The organism is Kineococcus sp. NPDC059986 (assembly GCF_040702905.1).
Taxonomy (GTDB): Bacteria; Actinomycetota; Actinomycetes; order Actinomycetales; family Kineococcaceae; genus Kineococcus.
In genome coordinates, this window is record NZ_JBFBND010000001.1 from 348,240 (window position 1) to 370,982 (window position 22,743).

Below are 22,743 nucleotides of genomic sequence, written 5' to 3' on the forward strand. Positions count from 1 at the left end.
GTTCGGTCATCCAGGAAGAAGGCGACACCGCCGTGCCATCACAGCCCTCGCACAACGAGGACAAGATCGCTGCCACCTTCGGTCCCAACGAGTGGCTCGTGGACGAGCTGTTCGAGCAGTACAAGGCCGACAAGAACTCCGTCGACAAGGCGTGGTGGGACTTCTTCGAGGACTACTCCCCCGCCGAGAACCCGGCGGGCACGACGAAGTCCGCGGGCGCGAACGAGACGAACGGCGTGACCAACGGGTCCGGCAGCACCACCTCGACCACCTCGACCACGCCGCCTCCTCCGCCGCCCGCGAAGGCGCCGGCCCCGGCCGCGCCCCCCGCGCCGGCGGCGAAGCCCGTGACGCCGGCAACGACCACCGCGGCCGCGCCCGCCAAGGCCCCCGCGGCCCCCGCGAAGCCCGCCGCCCAGCCCGCGACCCCCGCGCAGGACACCGTCTCCCCGCTGCGCGGCCCCGCCGCCCGGGTCGTGACGAACATGGAGGACTCCCTCGAGGTCCCCACCGCGACGAGCGTGCGCGCCGTCCCCGCGAAGTTGCTGGTGGACAACCGCATCGTCATCAACAACCACCTCAAGCGCGCCCGCGGCGGCAAGGTCTCCTTCACCCACCTCATCGGCTTCGCCCTCGTCGAGGCGCTGGCCGCGATGCCGTCGATGAACGCGGCCTACACGACCGACGCCAAGGGCAAGCCGGCCGTCCTGCAGCCCGCGCACGTCAACCTCGGCATCGCGATCGACCTCCCCAAGCCCGACGGGTCGCGCCAGCTCATGGTGCCCGCGGTCAAGGAGTGCGAGACCAAGGACTTCTCGGAGTTCTGGGCCGCCTACGAGGACGTCGTGCGCCGCGCCCGCGGCGGCAAGCTGACGACCGAGGACTTCGCCGGGACCACCATCTCCCTCACCAACCCCGGCACGATCGGGACCGTCCACTCGGTGCCGCGCCTGGTCAAGGGTCAGGGCGCCATCATCGGCGTCGGTGCGATGGAGTACCCCGCGGAGTACCAGGGGGCGAGCGAGGAGACCCTGACGCGCCTGGCCGTCAGCAAGGTCATCACGCTGACCTCGACGTACGACCACCGCATCATCCAGGGCGCGGGGTCCGGTGAGTTCCTGCGCATCGTGCACTCCAAGCTCCTCGGCGAGGACGGGTTCTACGACCGCGTCTTCCAGGCGCTGCACATCCCGTACCAGCCCATCCGCTGGACGCCGGACATCTCGATCAGCCACGACGACCAGATCAACAAGACGGCCCGCCTCGTCGAGCTGATCCACGCCTTCCGCGTGCGGGGCCACCTGATGGCCGACACCGACCCGCTGGAGTACAAGCAGCGGATGCACCCCGACCTCGAGATCGAGACCCACGGCCTGACGCTGTGGGACCTCGACCGCGAGTTCCCGACCGGGGGTTTCGGCGGCAAGGCGCACATGAAGCTGCGCGACGTCCTCGGCGTCCTGCGCGACTCCTACTGCCGAACCGTCGGCATCGAGTACATGCACATCCAGGAACCGGACCAGCGCAAGTGGATCCAGGACCGGGTGGAGCGCCCGTACGCCAAGCCGACCGCGGCCGAGCAGCTGCGCATCCTGCGCCGCCTCAACGCCGCCGAGGCGTTCGAGACGTTCCTGCAGACGAAGTACGTGGGGCAGAAGCGGTTCTCCCTCGAGGGCGGGGAGTCGGTCATCGCGCTCCTCGACGCGCTGCTGTCGCGCGCCGCGACGAACGGCATGGACGAGGTCTGCCTCGGCATGGCCCACCGCGGCCGCCTCAACGTGCTGACGAACATCGCCGGCAAGAGCTACTCGCAGGTGTTCCGCGAGTTCGAGGGCATGCAGGACCCGCGCACCGTCCAGGGTTCGGGTGACGTGAAGTACCACCTCGGCACCGAGGGCACGTTCACGGGTGAGGACGGCGAGCAGACGAAGGTCTACGTCGCCGCGAACCCCTCCCACCTCGAGGCCGTCGACCCGGTGCTCGAGGGCGTCGCGCGGGCCAAGCAGGACCGCATCAACCTCGCCGGCGCGTCGTTCCCGGTCCTGCCGGTCCTCATCCACGGGGACGCGGCGTTCGCGGGCCAGGGTGTCGTCGCCGAGACGCTGAACCTGTCGCAGCTGCGCGGGTACCGCACGGGCGGCACCGTCCACGTCGTCATCAACAACCAGGTCGGGTTCACCACTGCCCCGGCGTCCTCGCGCTCGTCGGTGTACTGCACCGACGTCGGCCGCATGATCCAGGCGCCGATCTTCCACGTGAACGGCGACGACCCCGAGGCGTGCGTCCGGGTGGCGCAGCTGGCGTTCGAGTTCCGCCAGGAGTTCGACAAGGACGTCGTCATCGACATGGTGTGCTACCGCCGCCGCGGTCACAACGAGGGTGACGACCCCTCGATGACGCAGCCGCTGATGTACAACCTCATCGAGAAGAAGCGCTCGGTGCGCAAGAGCTACACCGAGGGCCTCATCGGCCGCGGGGACATCTCCGTGGAGGAGGCCGAGGAGGCGCTGCGCGACTACTCGGCCCAGCTCGAGCGCGCGTTCGCCGAGACGAAGGGGTCCAAAGCCGGCGGCTCCGGCGACGGCGACAGCCGCGGTGGGCTCGAGAAGCCGTCCGCGCAGGAGGCCGACGAGCAGACCCCCGCCCAGGCGCGCGAGACCGCCGTCGACGCCGCGGTGCTCAAGCACATCGGCGACGTGCAGGCGAACCCGCCGGAGGGTTTCACCGTCCACCCCAAGCTGCGGCAGCTGCTCGACAAGCGCGCGCAGATGTCCACCGAGGGCGGCATCGACTGGGGCTGGGGCGAGCTCCTCGCGTTCGGCTCGCTGCTCATGGAGGGCACGCCGATCCGGCTGTCCGGCCAGGACTCCCGGCGCGGCACGTTCGTGTCCCGGCACGCCGTCCTCACCGACCGGGTGACCGGCCAGGAGTGGACGCCGCTGCTCTACCTGGGCCGCGAGGGCGCCGAGCAGGGCAAGTTCTGGATCTACGACTCCCTGCTGTCGGAGTACGCGGCGATGGGTTTCGAGTACGGCTACTCGGTCGAACGTCCCGACGCGCTCGTCCTGTGGGAGGCGCAGTTCGGCGACTTCTTCAACGGGGCGCAGACCGTCATCGACGAGTTCATCGCCGCCGGTGAGCAGAAGTGGGGCCAGCGCTCCTCCGTCGTGCTGCTGCTGCCGCACGGCTACGAGGGCCAGGGTCCGGACCACTCCTCGGGCCGCATCGAGCGGTTCCTGCAGCTGTGCGCCGAGGACAACATGACGGTGGCCGTCCCCTCGACGCCGGCGAGCTACTTCCACCTGCTGCGCCGCCAGGCCTACGCCCGTCCGCGCCGACCGCTCATCGTCTTCACCCCGAAGTCGATGCTGCGCCTGAAGGCCGCCACGTCGTCCGTGGAGGACTTCACGACGGGGACGTTCCAGGAGGTCGTCGGCGACCAGGGCGGGCTGGACCCGGCGAAGGTCGACCGCGTCCTGATGTGCTCGGGGAAGGTCTACTGGGACCTCGTCGCCGAGCGCAGCGCCCGCGGGGACACCACGACGGCGATCGTGCGGCTCGAGCAGCTCGCGCCGCTGCCGGTGCAGCAGGTGCTGGCCGTGCTGTCGCAGTTCCCGAGCGCCGAACCGGTGTGGGTGCAGGAGGAACCGGCCAACCAGGGCGGCTGGTGGCACGTCGCGATGGGCCTGTTCCCGTCGCTGGCCGCCAAGCTGCGCCTCGTCTCGCGCCCGGCGTCGGCCTCCCCCGCCGCGGGGTCGGCCAAGCGCCACCAGGCCGAGCAGCGCGCGATCGTCGAGGACGCCTTCCGGCGCTGACCGTCCGCCGGTCACCTGCCGGTCGACCAGGGCCCCGTCACCCGAGAGGGTGGCGGGGTCCCTGCGTGCGAGCGACTATCCTCGCCCCGATCCCGACGACCTTCTGACGACCTTCCGACGACGAGGAGCACGACCCGCGTGAGCGAGGACCAGCAGTGAACGGCCGCTACGACGTGCGGGTGTGCCTCGTCGGCGACGAGTTCGTCACGGGGGTCGGCGACCCCCGCGCGCTGGGCTGGGTGGGCCGGGTCTCGGCCCGCACCCCGCGCGAGGACCGCGACGTGACGTTCTTCCCGCTCGGCGTGCCGGGCGAGACGACGACCGAGTTGAACAACCGCTGGCGCGAGGAGACGTCCCGCCGCTTCGTCGGCGGCGACGAGCACCGCCTCGTCGTGGGTCTGGGCCACGCCGACCTCGACGCGGGCACCACGCTGGCGCGCAGCCGCCTCAACCTGGCCAACGTGCTCGACGAGTGCGAGGCGCGCGGGCTGCCGACGCTCGTCGTCGGGCCGACGCCGGTCTCCGACGCCGACCGCAACGACCGCATCGGCGACCTCGCCGACGCGTTCGCGGACGTGTGCGCCCGCCGCCGGATCGCCTACGTCGACACGTTCTCCCCGCTGCTGGAGCACGAGGACTGGTACGCCGACCTCGCCGCCTCCGACGGCACCCACCCCGGCCAGGCCGGGTACGGGCTGCTGGCGTGGCTGGTGCTGCACAGCGGCTGGTACGACTGGCTGGGCGTCCCCCAGCCGTGACCCGCCAGCCGTGACCACCCCGTGAAGCTGCACGCCGGGGAACCCGCCGCCGGACCGTGGCGTCGCGCCACGGCCGGTGAGGTCCTGGACGTGCTCCTGGCCGGGGTGGACGGCACGGGCCGGGTGGTGGTCGCCGTCGACGGCCGCAGCGCCGCCGGCAAGACGACCCTCACGGCCGCCCTGCACGCCGAGGCGGAACGGCGCGGGGTCCCCGCCGCGGTCGTCCACACCGACGACATCGCCTGGTACCACTCGTTCTTCGACTGGGGCCACCTGCTGGCGGACGGCGTCCTGCGACCGTTCCGCGCCGGTGGCGCGGTCTCCTACGTCCCGCCGGGCTGGCGGCCGAACGGTCGCGACGGCGCCGTCGAGGTGCCCGCCCGGACGCAGCTGCTCGTCGTCGAGGGCGTGGGGGCGGGCCGTCGGGAGGTGGGCGAGCTCCTCGACGCCGTCGTGTGGGTGCAGTCCGACGTCGACCGGGCACGCGTGCGGGGCATCGCGCGGGACACGGCGTCGGGGGTGAACGGCGACCCGGCCCAGACGGAGGCCTTCTGGGACGAGTGGGACCGCGAGGAGGTGCCGTTCCAGGCCGCCGAGCGGCCGTGGGAACGCGCGGCGCTGGTCGTCGCGGGTGCCGGTGACGCCGGGCCCGTGGGCGCGGGCGAGTTCCTCGTCGGCCCCGGCCCCGCCGCAGGCTGAGCTCCCGCGTCCCCGGTGACGGTGGGCGCGGGCGCAGCGCACGGGCCAGGATGTCCCGGTGCCCGTCGCCCTGCTCGGCCCCGTCCTGCGTCACGTCGACGCCACCAGCGCCACCGTCTGGGTGGAGGTCGACGAACCCGGCCCCGTCCACGTCGACGTGCACCTGCCCGACGGCGCGGTGCGCACGGCGGCGAGCCCGACCCTGACCCTGCACGGGCACCACTTCGCGCTCGTCGTCGTCGAGGACCTGCCGACCGGTGAGTCCCTGCCGTACTCGGTCCGCCACGGCGAGACGGCGGTCTGGCCGCCGGCGGCCGGCACGTGGGCGTGGCCGGAGAGCCGGATCCGCACCCCGGTGGCGGGGGCCGAGGTGCGGCTCGCGTTCGGGTCCTGCCGCCGTGCGGGCGACGACGGCGAGGAGTCGACCCGGCTCGTCGGCGTCGACGCCCTGTCGGCCCTGGCGCACCGGCTGCGCGACGACGCCCTCGCCCCGCACCCGGACCTGCTGCTCTTCGCCGGCGACCAGGTCTACGCCGACGACCCCAACCCCGGCATCGTCGACCGGCTGCGGGAGCGGCACGCCGGTCGCGCCGACGGTGACCCCGAGGTCCGCGAGGAGATCGGGGACTTCGAGGAGTACACCTGGCTCTACCGCGAGACGTGGGGACCGGACCCGGTGCGCTGGCTGCTGTCCACCGTGCCGACGTGCATGCTCCTGGACGACCACGACCTGCGCGACGACTGGAACACCTCCGACGTCTGGCGCGCGGAGGTCTCCCGACGGCCGTGGTGGCGCGACCGGGTGACGGGCGCGTTCAGCAGCTACTGGATCTACCAGCACCTCGGCAACCTCTCCCCCGCCGAACTCGCGCAGGACCGGCTGCTGGCCGTCCTGCGCGACGTCGAGGACGACGCCGAACGCGACGAGGTCATCGACGAGTTCGCCCGCACCGCCGACGCGGACCCCACAACGGCGCGGTGGAGCTTCACCCGGGAACTGGGCTCGACTCGGCTCGTGGCAATCGACTCCCGCTGCTCGCGCCGCCTCAGCCCGGGCGAGCGGCGCATGACCGACGCCGCCGAGTGGGAGTGGATCCGCGAGCGCGCCCTGGCCCCCGGGGCCCGGCACCTGCTGCTCGCCACGACGCTGCCGGCCTTCCTGCTGCACGGCATCCACCACGCCGAGACGTTCGACGCGGCGGTCGCGGACGGTCGCTTCGGCGCCCGCGCCGCCGCGTGGGGCGAGCGGCTGCGCCAGGCCGCCGACCTGGAGCACTGGGCGGCGTTCCACCCCTCGTTCGTCGACTTCGTGACGCTGCTCGGCCAGGTCGGGCGCGCACCGGAACCCCCCTCGAGCGTGCTCGTGCTGTCCGGCGACGTGCACTGCAGCTACACCGCGCGCGTCGACGTCCCCGGGGTGGACCCTCACCGCACGGCCGTCCACCAGCTCGTCATGTCGCCCTTCCGCAACCCCCTCGAACGCGGCATGCAGATCGCGAACCGCGTCCTGGACCGCGGGCCCGTGCGGGCACTGGTGCGGGGACTGGCCCTGCTCGCGGGTGTGCGGGAGGCGGACGTCGCGTGGGAGGTCGAGCACGGTCCGTGGTTCGACAACGGCGTCATGACCGTCGTGCTCGGGGCCGACGGGACCGCCGGGGTGGAGGTCGAGCACGCCGGGCGGTGCCAGGGGGTGCCCCGGTTGCGCCGCACCCTGACCCGCACCCTGACCCGCGCCACCACCACGTCCGCCCCGTCGACCCTGCGTGGCGCGTCGGGTCCGAGTGTGACGACTGCGTTACGAACGGGGGTTTGACCGGGCGGCCTGCACATTCCGGGGCCCACCTGGTCCACACTGTGCTCGCTCGACACCCGTCACCGGAGGTACCCGTGCCCGCTCGTCCCACCGCCCGCCGATCCCTGCTGGTCACCGTCGGTGCCCTCGCCGCGGTCGGTCTCACCGCCGCCGGCTGCGGCTCCGACTCCCTGTCCGGGGGGTCCGGCTCCTCCTCCTCGACCACGTCGGCGGCCGCCACCGGCAGCGCCGACGCGTCGCTGAAGGCGATGCTTCCCAAGACGGTCCAGGACAGCGGTGTCCTGCGCGTCGGCACCAACGCCGAGTACGCCCCCAACGAGTTCCTCGAGGGGACGACCATCAAGGGCATGGACATCGACATCATGAACGCCGTGGGCGCCAAGCTCGGCGTGAAGGTCGAGTACTCCAACGCCAGCTTCGACTCGCTCATCACCGGCGTCACGAGCAACCGCTACGACGCGGCGATCTCCTCGTTCACGATCAACGCCAAGCGGCTCGAGGCCGTCAACATGGTCCAGTACTACAACGCCGGCACCCAGTGGGTCGTCGCCAAGGGCAACCCCGACGGCATCGACCCCGACACCGCCTGCGGCAAGACCGTCTCGGTCCAGACCGGCACCACGCAGTCGGACGACGACCTGCCCGTGCGCCAGCAGAAGTGCACGTCCGAGGGCAAGCCGGAGATCAAGGTCCTGTCCTTCGACTCCCAGGAGGACGCCACCGCCGCCGTCGTCCAGGGTCGTGCGCAGGCCATGCTCGCCGACTCCCCCATCGCCGCCTACGCGGTGAAGCAGACCGGGGACAAGCTCCAGCTCGCCGGGGACGTCTACGACGCGGCGCCCTACGGCATCGTCGTGCCGAAGGCCGAGACCCAGGCCGCGCAGGCCATCTCGACCGCGCTCGGTGAGATCGCGAAGGACGGCGCGTACAAGGCCGCGCTGACCCCGTGGGGCGGGGACAACGGGGCCGTGACCGAGTTCCCGGTCAACCCCGCCGTCTCGTGACGACCCCGGACGCCTCGGGCGCCCGGGAGGAGGAACGACCCGGGCGCATCGACGCCGTCGAGGTGCGCCACCCCTGGCGGTGGGTGGCGCTCGCGGTCATCGCGGTGTTCGCGCTGATGCTCGCGCACCTGCTCGTGACGAACTCGGCGTTCGACTGGCCCTTCACCCTCGAGGTGATGAACCAGACGATCGTCATCCGCGGCCTGCTCATCGGGACGCTCTTCACGACCGTGTGCGCCATGGTGATCGGCGTCGTCGGCGGCGTGCTGCTGGCCGTCCTGCGCCTGTCCGACAACCGGGTGCTGGCCGGCACGGCGTGGACGTTCACCTGGTTCTTCCGGGCCGTCCCCCGGTACGTCCTGCTGTCCATCACCGGCGGGCTCGGCGCGTTGTTCGCGACGGGCCTGTCGGTCGGGGTGCCGTTCGACTTCCTGCTGCAGCAGTGGTTCGGGACCCCGGACCTGCGGCTGCTGACGATCTCGCAGACCACGCTGTACGCGCTGTTCGGCGGTGTGTTCGGCGGGGTCCTGGGCCTGGGCATGTCCGAGGCGGCCTACATGGCCGAGATCGCCCGCGCCGGCCTGCTGAGCGTCGACCAGGGCCAGCACGAGGCGGCCGAGGCGCTCGGCATGTCCAAGCGGTTGGCGATGCGCCGCATCGTCCTGCCGCAGGCGATGCGCGTCATCGTGCCGCCCACGGGCAACGAGGTCATCGCCATGCTCAAGGACACGTCGCTCCTCGCGGCGATCCCCGTCCAGACCGAACTGTTCTTCCGGGTGAGCCAGATCAAGAACACGACCTACCAGGTGATGGCCGGGAACATGGCCGCCGTCCTCTACTACCTCATCGTCACCTCGATCCTCATGGTCGGGCAGTACTTCCTGGAGAAGCGCTTCAGCCGCGGCTACGGCGGGACGCCCGCGCGGCGTCCCGTGGCCGCCGGGGTCTCCCTCGGCCCGGGGGGTGCGAAGTGAACCAGCCCCTGGTGAAGGCGCGGAACGTCCAGAAGAGCTTCGGCTCGGTGGAGGTCCTCAAGGGCATCGACCTCGACGTCCACGCCGGGGAGGTCGTCTGCCTGCTCGGTCCGTCGGGCTCGGGCAAGACGACGTTCCTGCGCTGCATCAACTCCCTGGAACGCATCGACGCGGGCCGGATCTGGGTCGACGGCGACCTCGTCGGGCTGGCCGAGCGCGGCGGCCGACTGCACCGGCTGAACGACGCCGAGATCGCGCGCCAGCGCCGGGACATCGGCATGGTGTTCCAGCGGTTCAACCTGTTCCCGCACATGAGCGCCCTGGAGAACGTCGTCGAGGCGCCGATCCGGGTGCGCGGGGTCTCCAAGGCCGAGGCGCACCGGCGGGCGCACGAACTGCTGGAACGGGTGGGGCTGGCCGACCGGTCGCAGAACTACCCCGCCCAGTTGTCCGGCGGGCAGCAGCAGCGCGTCGCCATCGCCCGGGCGCTCGCGATGCAGCCCAAGCTCATGCTGTTCGACGAGCCGACGTCGGCGCTGGACCCCGAACTCGTGGGCGAGGTGCTGGCCGTCATGCGCGAACTCGCGGCCGACGGCACGACGATGGTCGTCGTGACGCACGAGGTGGCGTTCGCGCGGGACGTGGCCGACCAGGTCGTCTTCATGGACGGCGGGGTCGTCGTCGAACGGGGCACCCCGGCGGACGTCATCGGGAACCCGCGCGAGGAGCGCACCCGGACCTTCCTGGCCCGGATGCTCCACGAGCAGGACGAGACGCCGCAGTAGGGCCGTCTTCGGACGGCTCGTCTCAGGCGCGGGCGAAGAACTCCCGCAGGCTCGCGGCGACGACGCCGGGGGCCGCGCTCGCGGCCAGGTGCGACTGGCCCTCCCACACGACCCGACGGGCGTGCGGGAGGGCTGCGGCCAGCGCGTCCATCCCCGACGCCAGCGGTTCCCACGTGTCCGCGCCCTCGGCCAGCAGGACGGGCAGCGCCGGTCGCAGGGCCGACCACCGCGTCACGTCCGCGACGTCGGTGGCCAGCGCCTCGACGTCGTGCGCCCAGCCCTCGGCGAGCCCGGCCGCGTGCAGCGGGTCGGGGTCGCCCAGCGTGGACAGGGCCGCGAGGAGGGGTTCGGGGACGCGGGACACCTCGCGCGCGAGGAGCTCCGCGGCGGCGCGGTGGTCGTGGGCCGCGACGAGCGCGCGGTAGCGGACGAGGACGTCCTCCAGGTGCGGGCCGGCGAGCAGGACGGGTGGCTCGACGAGGGCGAGCGAGCGGACGCCGGCCGGTTCGGCGAGCGCCGTGTGCAGGGCCAGGGTCGCCCCGTAGCTCACGCCGAGGAGGTGGACGTCGGACTCGGTGACGGCGCGCACCGTCTCCAGGAGCGTCCGGACGTCCTGCACCTCGGCCTCGAAGCTCTTGCGGCCGTAGCCGTTCGGGCTGGGCGGGTACCCGCGGCGGGCGAACCGCCACACCTCGAAACCGTCCAGGTGCGCGGCCAGGGGCGCCAGGGAGTGCAGGCCCCCGCCGGAACCGTGGAGGGCCAGCACGGGCTCGCCGGTCCCGCTGCGCCGCACGGCGAGCCCGCCGATGCGGTCGGTGGTGACTGTGTCCACGGTCCGCAGCGTCTCACCGGCGGGGGGCGCTGACCAGGGGTCCCGGCGTCCTCCCTGTCACGGGCCGACCGACAGCTCGCCGTCGAGGGCTCGGGAGACGCACGGCATGACGGAGCCGGCCCGCTGATCGGCGTCCAGGACGAGGTCGCGGTGGTCCGCCGCGCCGTCCAGGAGCCGGAGCCGGCACGTGCCGCACGTGCCGGACCGGCACGAGGAGTCCACGGCGATCCCGGCCGCGCCGAGGGCGTCGAGCATCGTCCGGTCGGCGGGGACCTCGACCCGGGCACCCGTGGGGGCCCAGACGACGGTGAAGGGCGTGCGCCGGCCGCCGAGCGGGTCGACGCCCGCGAAGTCCTCGACGTGGACCCGGCTGGGACGCCAGTGCGCCGTGAGCGCGAGCACCTCGTCCACGAGCGCGGTGGGGCCGCAGCAGTAGACGCGGGTGTCGTCGTCGGGGTGCTCGAGGAACGGCCACAGGTCGAGGCGGCCGTGCTCGGCGCTGTGGTGCAGGAGGGTCCCCTCCCCGTCGAACTCCTCGAGGAAGACGGTGTCCCCACGGCTGCGGGTCAGGTAGACGAGCTGGACGTCGGCGCCGCCGCGGGCCCGCGCCTCGGCGACGAGGGCGCGCACCGGGGTGATGCCGATGCCGCCGGCGATGAACAGGTACCGCTTCGCGCGCTTGAGCGGGAAGGAGTTCGCGGGCCAGGTGACCTAGAGGACGTCCCCGGCGCGGACGTCGTCGTGCAGGCTCACGGACCCGCCCCGGCCGCCGGCCTCGCGGCGCACGCAGACGACGTACTCGCGCGGGGTGCGGCCGCCGGGTTCGACGAGGCTGTAGCTGCGCCGTTCCCCCGTCGGTGTCGTGAGCGTGACGTGCGCCCCGCCGCGGTAGGCCGGCAGCGCGGCCCCGTCGGGGTGGCGCAGGACGAAGCGCGCGACCGCGGGCGTCAGGTCGGTCTTCTCGGCGACGACGAGGCGCAGCGCGTCGGTCCGGACGTCAGACATGGAGGGCCTCCCCCACCGCGAGGTCACCGTCGCCGACGACCTGGACGTAGAACCCCATGACGTCGTGGCCGTAGGTGCGTGAGAGCAGTTGCGGGACAGGCAGGTCGCGCCGCCCGGTGGCGGGGTCGACCTCCGTCGCCGCGCACCGGACCGTCGGGAAGGCGCCGCGGACGCGGACCGGTCCGAGGGAGAACTCCCGCCCCACGAGGTCGAGCTCGCTCCACGCCTCGAGCCCGTCGAGGTGGACGTTCGCACGGAACCGGCCGGGGTCGACGGGGCTGCCGGTGCGCTGCGCGAAGTCCCGGACGGAGGCGAGGTTGAGCACCGAGACGAGTTCCATGGCCTCGTCGGAGTCGTGCGCCGTGTCGGTGTAGCGACGACCGGGGTCACGCGCCACGACGGGTTCGGACCCCGGGGGCAGGTCGAGGACGCGGGCGTAGAACGCCTTCAGCTCCGCGACCCCGGCGTCGGTGCCCAGGTCGACGGTGAGCACCCGGTGGCCCCGGACGTCGACGGTGTACTCCCCCGTCGCGGGGTCCAGGTGCGTCGTGAGGACGGCGAGCCGTTCCTCGGCGACGAGGACGAAGAACTCGCGCTTGGAGATGCCGTGCCGCATCCCCGGGACGTAGGCGCCCCCCGGGCGGGCCAGCGCGATCGTGCGGTCGTGCGGGACCCCGCGCCCGGCGGTGAGGGTGACGCGTTCCAGCGGTTGGGCGCTCATCCCCTTGACGGGGTACACGAACAGGCCCTCGACGTGCGCGGTCACGGGGGCAGCCTACGGGCCGGGATGCCCCCGTCCCCGGGCCCGCGCCGCCGCCGCACACCCACGGGTGCACCCACACCCGGTCCCACACCCGGTCCCGCACCCGGCCCCACGTCGGACCGGGTGTGGGGACGGCCCGCACGTCGGCCCCACGACCGCCGCGCCGTTCCCACGCCCGGCCCCACCGCCGCGGGACACCCACGGGCGCACCCACACCCGCGCCCGTGGGTGCACCGACGGGTGTCCGCGCGGGTGTCCCCGACCGACGAGCTCAGCCCTGGAACCCGAACCGAGCGAGGCAGTGCCACACGCGTTTCAGCGTCTGCTCGTCGAACTCCCCCGCCCGGGCCGCGGCACCGATCAGCGCGGGATCCAGGACCGACCCGGAACGCCGGGCGAGTTCCGCACCCGCGGCGGCGACGTCGGGACCGCGGTAGTCGACGACCTCGGGGCGGCTGAAGGCGCTGCGCGGCAACCGGAACCCGGCGTGCCACTCGACGGGGACGCCGGTTCCCCGGGTGAAGTCCCCGGCGGCGGATCCGACCGGACCGTCGCGGAACGAGGGGTCGAGCACGAGGGCCTCGACGTCGCGGGCGAGGAGGACGGGGCCGTGCACGTGGGCCTCGACGTAGTCGTCGAGCGGGTCCGGCGGCGGTGCCGCGTCGGCCCTGGCGAGGAGGTCGCAGCGGTCGGCGGTCCCGAAGTGCACGGGGTGGGCGGCGGAGTCGGGGTGGCAGAACGTGCTGCGGGACAGCACGTCCGCGGCCAACCGCAGGTGGGCCGAACCGAACCGCACGGCCCCGCCGGCCGGCCGGTGCCGGTGGTCCAGCGCGCCGTACACGGGACGGGACCGGGCGGGGGCGTCGTCGTAGGCGCCGCCGAACAACCGGCTCTCCCAGGTCCACCGGTCGCCCCCGCGGTGCGCGGTGAGGCCGCCGTTGCCGGTCCCCGTCGCGAACTGCGAGAGGTACACCCCGTCGTCGACGACGGCTCGCAACGTCGTCGCGTCCGCGCGCCCCCGCACCCGCCGGTCGGGGTGGAAGTGCACCGTCACCCGGACGTCCGCGGGCAGCGGACCGCCCCGCGCACGGGCCCCCACGTGCGCCACGGCCCGCGCCGCGAGGTCGCCGGCGCCGCTCACGGCCCCAGGATGGCCGACACCCGCAGGTCTGGCCGACGCGGGGGGAGCCCCCGTAGATTCGTCGGCATGACGCTCGTTCCGTACACGGCGGGAGAGAAGCCGAGCCTCGCGGCCAGCCTCCAGCGCCACCGCGAAGCCGTGCTCTGGAAGCTGGAGGGCCTCGACGACGAACAGCTGCGACGGCGGGTCGTCGGTTCGGAGGCGACGCTGCTCGGGACCGTCAAGCACCTGGCCAACGTGGAGTACGGGTGGTTCTGCACGACCTTCGGGCGGCCGAGCGACGAGATCCCCGCCGCGGCCTTCGAGGAGGACCCGCAGGCCGACTGGCGGATCCACCCCTGGGAGACGACCGAGGGCGTCCTGGCGTACTACGAGCGCGCCCGCGCCGCGGCCGACGAGGTCGTCCGCGAGCTGAAGGTCACCGAACGCGGGACGGCCTGGCACGGGGCGACGGTGACGCTGCGGTGGGTCCTGCTGCACATGGTCGAGGAGACGGCTCGCCACGCCGGCCACGTGGACGTCCTGCGCGAGCTCGTCGACGGTCGGACCGGGGACCACCGGGAGGACGGCACCGCGGTCCACTGATCAGGGCCGTGGCCCGAAATCCTGGGACGTTCCACTCGGGTTCCGCGGGATCGAGCCGATCGAGAGCCCGTGGTGTTCTCCCTGCGTCCCCGCTCGCTGCGCTCCCAGCTCCTGCTGCCCGGTGTGGGCGCCGTCGTCGTGACGGCGGGTCTCATGAGCGGGCTGTCCGCCCTCCAGGTGCACGCGCTGTCCCGCGACACCTCCGGTGACGTGCGCGCGATGTCGGAGCGGTCCCTCGCCGACACCGGCGCGCAGGTGCAGTCGACGGTCGCGGCGCAGGCCGCGGCCGTGCAGAGCTGGCTGGACTCCGACCTGCGCGTCACGTCCGACCGCCTCGACCAGTTCGGGCCGGCCGCCGTCGACCCGGCGCAGACCGCCACGTGGACCGCGACGAACCAGACGACCAAGGACAAGTCCACCGTCACCCTGCCGCGGCTGGAGTTCGGCGGCACCTGGCTCGGCCAGCAGGCCGACCCCGCCGCCGCGGTCCCGGCCATCGACGAGTCCGCACGCCTCACCGGTGCCGCCGTCACGGTGTTCCAGAAGATGAACGACGCGGGCGACATGCTGCGCGTGGCCACCACCGTCGTGGGCACGAGCGGCTCCCGCGCCATCGGCACCTACATCCCCGCCACCGGCGCGGACGGTGCCAAGAACGCCGTCGTCGCCTCGCTGCTGGCCGGGAAGACCTTCCACGGCACCGCCACCGTCGTCGACAAGCCCTACGTCACCGTCTACGAACCCCTCACGGTCGGCGACGAGGTCGTCGGCGCGGTCTTCGTCGGGCTCCCCCAGGCCGACGTCACCGACCCGCTGCGCCAGGCCCTGGCCTCCTCCACCCTCGGCAGCAAGGGGTTCTACGCGGTGTTCTCCGACGCCGCCGCGAGCGCCGGCACCGCGGTCGTGGCCCCCGAGGGCGGCCAGGACGGGCAGCCGATGCTCGACACCACCGACGCCGACGGCACGCCGTACGTCAAGGACCTCCTCGCGGCCGCCAAGGGGCTGGAGGCCGACGGCACGACGACCGTCCACGTGCGGTTAGCCTCCGGCAGCTACACCGTCGGCGTCTCCCGCTACCCGGCCTACAACTGGGTGGTCACGAGCTGGCTGCCCGACGCGGACACCTCCGCCGTCACCGACCGCGTCGACGCGGGTGGGGCCGCCCTCGTGCGGAACACGGCGCTGCTGGGGATCGGCATCGCCGTGGCCATGGCGGTCGTCATCGGCCTGCTGGCCCGCACCCTCGTGCGCCGCATCGGCCGGCTCACCGACGTCCTGCGCCGGGTCGCCGCCCGCGACCTGTCCGCCGGCACGCTGGCCGAGGGCGAACGGCACGGCGACGACGAGCTCGGCACCATGGGCCGGGCCCTCGACGAGGCCACCCACGCCGTGCGGGACGCGCTCACCGCCATGAGCGCCGGCGCGGCCCGCGTGACCCAGGCCGCCGGGTCCCTCGACGGCGCCGGCGACCGCCTCGCGGGGGCCGCGCAGACCACGGCCACCGAGATCACCCAGGTGACCGGGGACGCCACCACCGTCTCCGACGGGGTCCACGAGGTGTCCGCCGCCGTCGAGCAGCTGCGCGCGGCGGCCGACGAGGTCTCGGCGACCGCCAGCAACGTCACCGTCGTCGCCGCCGACGCCGTCCAGCTCGCGCACGCCGCGACCGGGACCGTCGAACGCCTCGGCGACAGTTCCCAGCAGATCGCCGACGTCCTGCGGACCATCACCGCCATCGCGGCGCAGACGAACCTGCTGGCCCTCAACGCCACGATCGAGGCCGCCCGGGCCGGTGAGGCCGGGGCCGGTTTCGCCGTCGTCGCCGAGGAGGTCAAGGAACTGGCCCGCCAGACCGCGCAGGCCACCGAGGAGATCGCCCCGACCCTGACGGCGGTGCAGTCCGAGGCGGCCGCGGTCCGCTCCGACATCGCCCGCATCACCGAGACCATCGCGCACATCGACGAGCTGCAGTCGACGATCGCGGCGGCCGTGGCCGAGCAGCTCGCCACGACGACGTCCGTCAGCGGAACCCTGCACACGGCGGCGGACCGCTCCTCGGGCATCGCCTCGGCGCTGGCCGGGACCGCGGGGGCGGTGCAGAGCACCACCGACGAGGTCCACGCGGTCCGGGGTTCGGTCGCCGAACTCGCCGCTGTCGCCGGTTCCCTCGACGACCAGGTGCGTCAGTTCACGCTGCGCTGACCTCGCTGCCCCGCAGCCGGTCCGAACGGCGGTCGCGGTGGCGCTGGAGTTCCAGCGTCACCGCGTAGCCGTACACGGTCAGCGCCGTGAACACCCACAGCCACAGGCAGACCGCGACCGCCGCCCCGACCTGGGTGTACCCGCCGAAGGGTGCGCCGAGGTCGACGGGGATCGCGAGGAACAGCACGAAACCCTGCAGGAAACCCGAGACGAACGCGCCCGTGGCGTACCCGCCCCACAGGGCGGCCCACCACCCCGTCTTGACAGGACCGAGCACCTTGTAGACGTAGACGAGGACGGGCGAGACGACGAGCCAGTCGACGTTCAGCGCGACGTACACCGCGAGCGCGGAACTACCGAACGCACCGGACCCGAAGAGCCGCACCAGGAACGGCGCCACCTCCAGGACCGCGAGGAAACCCACGGGAGCGAGCAGCAGCAGCGGCACCGCGCGGGCCCGCACCGCCCACGACCCGATGCGTCCGCGCACGGCGACGGGCGGACGTTCGGGGTGCCGGACGCTGACGCGCGCGAAACCCCGTCGCAACCCCTCCCCGTACACGGTGGCGGGAACGAGCGCCACGACGACCGCGAGCCAGCCGACGTCGACGGCCGTGCGGGCGAGGTCGCGCACGACCACGCCCGCCCCCTGGGCCGAGGGCAGGGCCCGGCCCACGGCGTCGGCGAGCCGCAGCACCTGGTCGGGCCCGATGACCGCGGCCAGCAACCGGACCACGACGACGAGCGAGGGCACGAGAGCGATCGCGGCGTAGAACGTCACCCCCGCCGAGACCAGGAACAGGTCGTGGCCCTGCAGACGGGTGTGGACGTCGGCGAACAGGCGGCGCAGGAACCTCATGCGCCGGCCGGCAGGAGCCGCACCGCAGCCGGTGACCGCGCCCCGCGGTAGGCGCGGCGGTAAGCCGTGGGGGTCGTCCCCACGAGCCGCAGGAAGTGCTGGCGCAGCATGGCCGCGGAGCCGAACCCGCAGCGGCGGGCCACGTCGTCGACGCTCTGGTCCCCCTCCTCCAGCAGCAGCCGGGCCGCCGCCACCCGGCGTTCCAGCAACCACCGGTGCGGGGTCACCCCCGTCTCGGCGCGGAACCGGCGGGCGAAGGTCCGCGGGGACATCGACGCCGCCCGCGCCCACGCGGCCACGTCGATCTCGGTGTGCAGGTGGCCTGCGGCCCAGTCCAGGGCCGCCGCCAGGGACTCGTCCGCGCAGGGGCGCACGGGGGCCTCGACGTACTGCGCCTGCCCGCCGTCGCGGTGGGGCGGGACGACCATGCGGCGGGCGATGGCCGTCGCGACGGCCGTGCCGTGGTGCTTGCGGACCAGGTGCAGCGACAGGTCGATGCCGGCCGAGGTGCCGGCGCTGGAGGCCACCGGTCCGTCCTCGACGTAGAGCACGTCGGGGACGACCTCGACGAGGGGGAACCGCCGGGCGAGTTCGGCGGCGTAGAGGTAGTGGGTGGTCGCGCGCCGGCCGTCGAGCAACCCGGCGTGGGCGAGGGTGAAGGACCCGCTGCAGAAGCTGGCGACCGTCGCCCCGCGGTCGAGCGCCGCGTGCAACCGGTCGACGAGTTCGGGCTCGGGCGGGCCGAACCCCGTCTTGACGGGGGTGACGATGACGAGGTCGGCCTCGTCGAGGCGGTCGAGCCGGTGGTCGGCCGTGAGGCTGAAACCCTGCCGCGAGGCGACCGGGCCGTCCTGCCGGGTGCAGACCGCGAACCGGAACGACGGGACGCCCTCCTCGGTGCGGTCGATGCCGAACACCTCGCAGGCCACGGAGAACTCGAAGGCCGAGAACCCGTCGTCGACGACCACCGCCACGTCCCGCAGGTCACCGCTCGCCATGACGGCATCCTGCCAGCGATCCGCGACCTTGGCAGGATGTGAGCGAACGTCGGCAGAGCTGCCACTCGTCCGGCGGTCCGCGCCCGACGACGCTGGACGACGTGTCCAGTGACCTCACCGCACTCGCGGTGCTCCTCGTGCTCCTCGTGCTCGCCCTCGCGGCGCCGTTCGTCGGCGCCGACACCCGCGTCTCGCGCGAGTGGTCGCAGGACGGCCCCGTCCCCCGTCCCCGCCCGTGACCCCGCCCGTGACCCCGCCCGTGACGACCCCGGAGACCGCGGGGCACCGGGCCGCGCTGGCCGCGCAGCAGACGGCGTTCCACGCGCTCGCCCTGACGGTGCCGGGCCTCGCTGCCGTCCCCGGCTGCCCGGGCTGGACGGCGCGCGACGTCGTCACCCACCTCACGGGCGTGCACCGGTGGGCGGCCGCCCTGAGCCGGACCGCGCCCGGCGGTCCCGTCCCGCACGACGAGGACCCCCGGCCCGCGGACGACCCGGTCGCCGCCTACGCGGTCGCGGCGGCGGAGCTGCTCACCGCGCTCGACGAGGACCCGACCCGCCCGTGCACGACGCTGGCCGGCCCCGGGACGGCCGGGGACTGGTACCGCCGGCAGGCGCACGAGACGCTCGTGCACACGTGGGACCTCGCCGACGCCGGCGGGCTGCCGCGCGCGGCCCCGGCCGACCGCGTCGCCGACGCCGTCGCGGAGGTGCTCGACACCCTGCTGCCGCGGCAGGTGCGGCTGGGCCGGACGACGGCGCCCGACGTGGCGGTGGCGCTCGTCGGGTCGCACCGCTGGCGGCTGGGGGCCGGACCCGTCGTGGCGACGGTCACCGGGCCGGACGCGGACCTGCTGCGGCTGCTGTGGCGGCGCGCGACGACGGCCGAGGCGACGCTGGTCGTGACGGGAGACCGCGACCGCGCCGAGCGGCTGCTGACGACGGCGCTCACCCCCTGACCGGGTGGGGTCAGGCCAGGATGCCCAGGCGCCGCAGCTCCACGGCGAGGTCGTGCGGGCTGGACGCCGCCCCCTGGGCGTCCTCCAGGGTCACGACGCCGTCGCGGACCAGCGTGACGAGGTGCTGGTCGAACGTCTGCATCGCGTAGTACTGGCCCTCCTTGATGAGGTCGGTGATGTGGCTCGTCTTGTCCGGGTCGCTGATCGCGTCGGCGATGCGGCCGGTGTTGATGCAGATCTCCATGACGACGCAGCGACCGGCGCCGTCGGCGCGCGGGACCAGCCGCTGGCAGACGATGCCGCGCAGCGAGCCCGCGAGCGCCAGCCGGACCTGCTTCTGCTCGTGCGGGGGGAAGAAGTCGATGATGCGCAAGATCGTCTCGGCCGCGTCGATGGTGTGCAGCGTCGACATGACGAAGTGCCCCGTCTCGGCGGCCGACAGGGCCGCCTTCACGGTCTCCTGGTCGCGCATCTCACCGACGAGGATGACGTCGGGGTCCTGACGCATGGCCGCGCGCAGGGCCGTCGTGAAGTCGGCGGTGTCCAGCCGCACCTCGCGCTGGCTGATCATCGACAGGTTGTCCGTGTGCAGGACCTCGATGGGGTCCTCGATGGTCACGACGTGGCACTCGCGGACCTTGTTGATGTGGTCGATCATCCCGGCGAGCGTCGTCGTCTTGCCCGAGCCGGTCGGACCGGTGACGAGCAGCAGCCCCCGGTGCTCCAGGGCGAGCTGCTCGATGACGGGCGGGACGCCGAGCCCGGCCAGCGGGACGGCCTGCGCGGCGACGCGGCGCAGGACGAGGCCGACGGACCCGCGCTGGCGGAACGCGTTGACGCGGAAGCGGCCGGCGCCGTGCGGGAGGCTGTAGGCGAAGTCGGCCTCGTTGGTGCGGGCGAACTCCTCGATGAGGTCGGCGCGCAGGATCTGCTCGAGCATCCGCTCGGTGACGTCCGGGGTCAGCGGCGGCGCCTGCAGGGAGCGGAGCCGGCCGTCGATCCGGATGCGCGGCGGGGACCCCGCCTTGCAGTGCAGGTCGGACCCGCGCAGGTCCACGAGGGCCCGCAGGTAGGGGGTGATGAGGATGTCGGCCGACGCGGCCCGGCGCCCGGCGCTCTGCGACTCGTCGGTCCCCTGCGTGATCGTCACCGTTGCGGCATCGGGACGGGCCGCCCCGACCTTGAGCACCCCTCACCCCGTGGGACGATGGTCGGCGGAGCAGGACTGCACCAGCCGGAGCGCCCGCGCGTCCGGACCACGAGCGCACGACGAGGAGGACCGCCATGAGCAAGCGAGGCCGCAAGCGCCGCTCGCGCAAGGGCAACGCCGCGAACCACGGCAAGCGCCCCAACGCCTGAGCACGCGCACGAGACGACGAGGGCCCCGGATCCAACGGATCCGGGGCCCTCGTGCGTGGTGCTCGTGCGCGTGCGGGGTGCTGGGCTCAGCGCAGCGTCGTCGTGGTCACCGTCGTGGTGCTGACCTCGGTGAGGGAGACGAGGATGCGGGCGCGCAACGTCTGCGGCGCCTCCTCGCAGGGGCACCCGTCGCGGATGACCTGCTTGAGCTTCTCGTCCTCGGCCAACTGCGCCAGGCAGCTCGCGCACTCCTCCAGGTGGGTGCGCAGCTTCTCGCAGTCCAAGTCCGGCATCTCGCCGTCGAGGTACTCGAAGGCGCGGTCCAGGACCTCGCTGCAGTGGGCGAGCTGCGCGGCGTGCGCGGTGCTCGACCGGTGGCTGCTCTCGGGGGTGGTCACGACGCTCCCTCCTGCGTGGGCACGGCGCCCGACACGCCGCGGTCCACGGCGTAGTCGCGCAGGAGTTCGCGCAACTGCCGGCGACCGCGGTGCAACCGGGACATCACCGTCCCGATGGGGGTGCCCATGATCTCGGCGATCTCCTTGTACGCGAAGCCCTCGACGTCGGCGAGGTACACCGCGAGCCGGAAGTCCTCCGGCACCTGCTGCAGCGCCCGCTTGACGTCGGAGTCCGGCAGGTGGTCCAGCGCCTCGGTCTCGGCCGAGCGCAACCCGCGGGAGGAGTGCGACTCCGCGCGTGCGAGCTGCCAGTCCTCGATCTCGTCCGAGTGCGACTGCTGCGGTTCGCGCTGCTTCTTGCGGTACGTGTTGATGTACGTGTTCGTCAGGATCCGGTACAGCCACGCCTTGAGGTTGGTGCCGGGCGTGAACTGGTGGAACGCGCCGTAGGCCTTCGCGAAGGCGTCCTGCACGAGGTCCTCGGCGTCCGCGGGGTTGCGCGTCATGCGCAGCGCCGCGGAGTACAGCTGGTCGAGGAAGGGCAGGGCGTCGCGCTCGAAGCGGGCGGCGCGCTCGTCGGCCGTTTCCTGGGCCAGCTGCTGGGCCGGGTCCTCGGCGGAGACCCGTGCGGTCTGTTCGGTCATCGCGCTCGAGCCTAGGCCCTGCACCTGGACACCGCCCCCGCGCGGTCCCCGCGCACCGGGACGCCGGCCGGGTGGGCCCACCGCGCCCCGCGAGGGGCTGCGGGGGTCGACCCTGCGCGCGGACTCGCGAGCGGGTTCGAGGGCTGGGGCGAACGGCATGACGTGGTCAACGCCGTGACCCACGCCACCATTCCGCGCCGCCCGCGTTCCGGGACCGGGTCCGGATCGGCGGGGCGCCCGTCAGGCCCCCAGCAGCTCCCCCGTGCGCAGGTCCACGACGCCCTCGAGCTCGTCGAGCGGGACGGGGTCGAGCAGGTCCGCGCCGGTGTTACGCACGTTGCCGACGGCGCGCGAGACCGGGTGCGCCGTCAGCGCCCCGCCGAGGAAGAGGTCGCGCGGGACGGCGTCCAGCAGGGAGCGCACGTCGTCGGCGTCGTCCAGGGAGGGGTCGAGCCAGGCGTCGCGCAGGTCCCGCGGGACGACAACGGGCATCCGCTCGTGCAGGCGGTCCAGCCCCGGTTCGGCGGCCGTCGTCACGACGGCGAAGGAGACCAGCCAGCGCGACGGGTCGTCCTCGGCCTTGGCCGGGTCCTTCCAGAACTCGTAGATCCCGGCCAGCGACAGCACGGAGGAGTCCGCCGCGGAGACGGCGAAGGGCTGCTTGCGCGGTTTGCCGCCCTCCGTCGCCGACGCGCTCGTCTGCCACTCGTACCAGGCGTCGACGGGGACCAGGCAGCGCCGCGCGACCGCGGCCTTGGCGAAGGCCGGCTTGTCCAGCAGCGACTCCACCCGGGCGTTGACCATCCGGGCCGCACCCGAGGCGTCCTTGGACCAGCTCGGCACCAGCCCCCAGCGCAGCGCCCGCAGCGAGCGCGTGGGCGGCGCGTCGGGCTCGTCCTTGCGGAAGCGCTCGAGCACGACGGGCGGCGTCGTCGTGGGCGCCACGTTGGTGGACAGCGTCACGACGGCGTCGGGCGCCGACAGGGTGTCCTCGTCGACCTCGAACTCCTCGACGAGGTCGTCGACGTCTCTCCGGAGGGCGTAGCGACCGCACATGGGAGCACTCTGGCACCCCCTTCCGACACGGGCGCGGCACCGGCGCGAGGGCCCCGCGTTCGCGGTGATCACGGGTTTGCGGTAGGCAACTCCCA

The 22,743-nt window shown here is 73.5% G+C and carries 22 protein-coding genes; 11 read left to right on the forward strand and 11 right to left on the reverse strand.

Annotation, left to right across the window (positions count from 1 at the left end; genetic code table 11):
• Window positions 1–32: 32 nt before the first annotated feature.
• From AB0637_RS01595 to AB0637_RS01625, 7 genes are all read left to right on the forward strand, one after another.
• A complete protein-coding gene (locus AB0637_RS01595) occupies window positions 33–3,815 on the forward strand; it encodes a multifunctional oxoglutarate decarboxylase/oxoglutarate dehydrogenase thiamine pyrophosphate-binding subunit/dihydrolipoyllysine-residue succinyltransferase subunit (protein ID WP_366169381.1) in 3,783 nt (1,260 codons plus the stop codon).
• Window positions 3,816–3,970: 155 nt separating this feature from the next.
• On the forward strand, window positions 3,971–4,573 hold the full coding sequence (locus AB0637_RS01600) for a GDSL-type esterase/lipase family protein (RefSeq protein WP_366169382.1): 603 nt from the start codon (window positions 3,971–3,973) through the stop codon (window positions 4,571–4,573).
• 21 nt (window positions 4,574–4,594) lie between these two features.
• Window positions 4,595–5,272, forward strand: a complete 678-nt coding sequence (locus AB0637_RS01605; protein ID WP_366169383.1) for a hypothetical protein — start codon at window positions 4,595–4,597, stop codon at window positions 5,270–5,272.
• 58 nt (window positions 5,273–5,330) lie between these two features.
• A complete protein-coding gene (locus AB0637_RS01610) occupies window positions 5,331–7,085 on the forward strand; it encodes an alkaline phosphatase D family protein (protein WP_366169384.1) in 1,755 nt (584 codons plus the stop codon).
• 74 nt (window positions 7,086–7,159) lie between these two features.
• On the forward strand, window positions 7,160–8,089 hold the full coding sequence (locus AB0637_RS01615; protein ID WP_366169385.1) for an ABC transporter substrate-binding protein: 930 nt from the start codon (window positions 7,160–7,162) through the stop codon (window positions 8,087–8,089).
• Window positions 8,086–9,063 carry an amino acid ABC transporter permease gene (locus tag AB0637_RS01620; RefSeq protein WP_366169386.1) on the forward strand — a complete coding sequence of 326 codons (978 nt, stop codon included), beginning with the start codon at window positions 8,086–8,088 and terminating at the stop codon, window positions 9,061–9,063. Before AB0637_RS01615 ends, AB0637_RS01620 begins: the two co-directional genes overlap by 4 nt.
• Window positions 9,060–9,848 carry an amino acid ABC transporter ATP-binding protein gene (locus tag AB0637_RS01625; RefSeq protein WP_366169388.1) on the forward strand — a complete coding sequence of 263 codons (789 nt, stop codon included), beginning with the start codon at window positions 9,060–9,062 and terminating at the stop codon, window positions 9,846–9,848. The genes AB0637_RS01620 and AB0637_RS01625 overlap by 4 nt, the downstream gene beginning before the upstream one ends.
• 22 nt (window positions 9,849–9,870) lie before the next feature.
• On the opposite strand, the gene AB0637_RS01630 is transcribed toward AB0637_RS01625, so the two are convergent.
• From AB0637_RS01630 to AB0637_RS01650, 5 genes are all read right to left on the reverse strand, one after another.
• The gene (locus AB0637_RS01630) at window positions 9,871–10,680 is read right to left on the reverse strand and encodes an alpha/beta hydrolase (RefSeq protein ID WP_366169389.1); all 810 of its coding nucleotides are present in this window, start codon (window positions 10,678–10,680) and stop codon (window positions 9,871–9,873) included.
• A 57-nt stretch (window positions 10,681–10,737) separates the two neighbouring features.
• On the reverse strand, window positions 10,738–11,310 hold the full coding sequence (locus AB0637_RS01635) for an iron-sulfur cluster-binding domain-containing protein (protein WP_366169390.1): 573 nt from the start codon (window positions 11,308–11,310) through the stop codon (window positions 10,738–10,740).
• An 81-nt stretch (window positions 11,311–11,391) separates the two neighbouring features.
• Window positions 11,392–11,685 (reverse strand): hypothetical protein, encoded by a 294-nt coding sequence (locus AB0637_RS01640; protein WP_366169391.1) that lies wholly within the window; start codon window positions 11,683–11,685, stop codon window positions 11,392–11,394.
• The gene (locus tag AB0637_RS01645) at window positions 11,678–12,451 is read right to left on the reverse strand and encodes an MOSC domain-containing protein (RefSeq protein WP_366169392.1); all 774 of its coding nucleotides are present in this window, start codon (window positions 12,449–12,451) and stop codon (window positions 11,678–11,680) included. The genes AB0637_RS01640 and AB0637_RS01645 overlap by 8 nt, the downstream gene beginning before the upstream one ends.
• Before the next feature lie 268 nt (window positions 12,452–12,719).
• On the reverse strand, window positions 12,720–13,589 hold the full coding sequence (locus AB0637_RS01650) for a DUF3626 domain-containing protein (protein WP_366169393.1): 870 nt from the start codon (window positions 13,587–13,589) through the stop codon (window positions 12,720–12,722).
• A gap of 66 nt (window positions 13,590–13,655) precedes the next feature.
• Here AB0637_RS01650 and AB0637_RS01655 point away from each other — a divergent pair, with 66 nt between their 5' ends.
• Window positions 13,656–14,174 (forward strand): DinB family protein, encoded by a 519-nt coding sequence (locus AB0637_RS01655; RefSeq protein ID WP_366169394.1) that lies wholly within the window; start codon window positions 13,656–13,658, stop codon window positions 14,172–14,174.
• Window positions 14,175–14,243: 69 nt separating this feature from the next.
• On the forward strand, window positions 14,244–16,376 hold the full coding sequence (locus tag AB0637_RS01660) for a methyl-accepting chemotaxis protein (RefSeq protein WP_366169395.1): 2,133 nt from the start codon (window positions 14,244–14,246) through the stop codon (window positions 16,374–16,376).
• On the opposite strand, the gene AB0637_RS01665 is transcribed toward AB0637_RS01660, so the two are convergent.
• Both AB0637_RS01665 and AB0637_RS01670 read right to left on the reverse strand, forming a co-directional pair.
• On the reverse strand, window positions 16,363–17,235 hold the full coding sequence (locus AB0637_RS01665) for a YihY/virulence factor BrkB family protein (RefSeq protein ID WP_366169396.1): 873 nt from the start codon (window positions 17,233–17,235) through the stop codon (window positions 16,363–16,365). The two genes, AB0637_RS01660 and AB0637_RS01665, sit on opposite strands and share 14 nt — an antisense overlap.
• Complete coding sequence (locus AB0637_RS01670) at window positions 17,232–18,233, reverse strand: helix-turn-helix domain-containing protein (protein ID WP_366169397.1); 1,002 nt, start codon at window positions 18,231–18,233, stop codon at window positions 17,232–17,234. The genes AB0637_RS01665 and AB0637_RS01670 overlap by 4 nt, the downstream gene beginning before the upstream one ends.
• A 101-nt stretch (window positions 18,234–18,334) precedes the next feature.
• On the opposite strand from AB0637_RS01670, the gene AB0637_RS01675 reads away from it, so the two are divergent.
• Both AB0637_RS01675 and AB0637_RS01680 read left to right on the forward strand, forming a co-directional pair.
• Window positions 18,335–18,472, forward strand: a complete 138-nt coding sequence (locus AB0637_RS01675) for a hypothetical protein (RefSeq protein ID WP_366169398.1) — start codon at window positions 18,335–18,337, stop codon at window positions 18,470–18,472.
• The gene (locus tag AB0637_RS01680; protein WP_366169399.1) at window positions 18,469–19,191 is read left to right on the forward strand and encodes a maleylpyruvate isomerase family mycothiol-dependent enzyme; all 723 of its coding nucleotides are present in this window, start codon (window positions 18,469–18,471) and stop codon (window positions 19,189–19,191) included. Before AB0637_RS01675 ends, AB0637_RS01680 begins: the two co-directional genes overlap by 4 nt.
• 10 nt (window positions 19,192–19,201) lie before the next feature.
• Here the strand turns inward: AB0637_RS01680 and AB0637_RS01685 are convergent, their stop codons facing one another.
• From AB0637_RS01685 to AB0637_RS01700, 4 genes are all read right to left on the reverse strand, one after another.
• Window positions 19,202–20,278: a PilT/PilU family type 4a pilus ATPase gene (locus AB0637_RS01685; RefSeq protein WP_366169482.1), complete on the reverse strand. Its 1,077-nt coding sequence runs from the start codon at window positions 20,276–20,278 to the stop codon at window positions 19,202–19,204.
• 358 nt (window positions 20,279–20,636) lie between these two features.
• On the reverse strand, window positions 20,637–20,948 hold the full coding sequence (gene rsrA / locus AB0637_RS01690) for a mycothiol system anti-sigma-R factor (protein ID WP_366169400.1): 312 nt from the start codon (window positions 20,946–20,948) through the stop codon (window positions 20,637–20,639).
• Entirely contained in the window at window positions 20,945–21,751 is an 807-nt protein-coding gene (locus AB0637_RS01695) for a sigma-70 family RNA polymerase sigma factor (protein WP_366169401.1), read from the reverse strand. Before AB0637_RS01695 ends, rsrA begins: the two co-directional genes overlap by 4 nt.
• Window positions 21,752–21,832: 81 nt before the next feature.
• Entirely contained in the window at window positions 21,833–22,648 is an 816-nt protein-coding gene (locus AB0637_RS01700; RefSeq protein ID WP_366169403.1) for an SOS response-associated peptidase, read from the reverse strand.
• Window positions 22,649–22,743: the final 95 nt, after the last annotated feature.